Annotated in this window: 1 protein-coding gene; it reads right to left on the bottom strand. The window is 66.3% G+C overall.

What is annotated here, in order from left to right; all coding sequences use genetic code 11:
- Positions 1 to 1,014: NAD(P)(+) transhydrogenase (Re/Si-specific) subunit beta (locus J8I82_RS37770; RefSeq protein ID WP_209765729.1), on the bottom strand; the 1,014-nt coding region annotated here is incomplete at both ends.

Genomic DNA, 1,014 nt, shown 5'->3' with positions numbered 1-1,014 from the left:
TGCCATCGAGCGCTTGTTGACGATGATGGTCTTGGCCTTGTACGCCTCCAGGATCGGCATCCCGGCGATCGGCGACTTGGGATCGGTCTTGGCCGCGGGGTTGACCACGTCGTTGGCGCCCAGCACCAGCACCACGTCGGCCTGGCCGAACTCGCTGTTGATGTCTTCCATCTCGAAGACCTGGTCGTACGGCACTTCGGCCTCGGCCAGCAGCACGTTCATGTGGCCCGGCATGCGGCCCGCCACCGGGTGGATCGCGTACTTCACGGTCACGCCCTTCTCGGCCAGCTTTTCGGTCAGTTCCTTCAGGGCGTGCTGCGCGCGCGCCACAGCCAGGCCGTAGCCCGGCACGATGATCACGGTTTCGGCGTTGCCCATCAGGAAGGCGGCATCGTCGGCGGAACCGGACTTCACATTGCGCTGCGCCTGCGCGCCGGCGGCCGCGCCTGCCGACGCATCGCCGCCGAAGCCGCCCAGGATCACGTTGAAGAACGAGCGGTTCATCGCGCGGCACATGATGTACGAGAGGATGGCACCGCTTGACCCCACCAGCGAGCCGGCAATGATCAGCATCGGGTTGTTCAGCGAGAAGCCGATACCCGCCGCCGCCCAGCCCGAGTACGAGTTCAGCATCGACACCACCACCGGCATGTCGGCGCCGCCGATCGGGATGATGATCAGCACGCCCAGCACGAAGGCGATCGCCAGCATGATCAGGAACGGCAGCCAGTCCTGCGACATGAAGAAGATCACGCCGAAACCGACCATCGCCACCGCCAGCAGCAGGTTCAGCCAGTGCTGGCCGGCGAACACCACCGGCGCGCCCTGGAACAGGCGGAACTTGTAGCGCCCGGCGAGCTTGCCGAAGGCGATCACCGAACCGGAGAAGGTGATGGCGCCGACGAAGCAGCCGATGAACAGCTCGATCCGGTTGCCCAGCGGGATCAGGTGCGAGCCTGCCGGCGTGATGCCGAACGCGGCCGGCTCCGCTACCGCGGCCACCGCGATGAACAC

It is taken from the genome of Cupriavidus consociatus (genome assembly GCF_017814975.1).
GTDB classification, from domain to species: Bacteria; Pseudomonadota; Gammaproteobacteria; order Burkholderiales; family Burkholderiaceae; genus Cupriavidus; species Cupriavidus consociatus.
The sequence above is the reverse complement of the archived record's forward strand: the minus strand, read 5'-3'. Positions and strand labels throughout refer to the sequence as shown.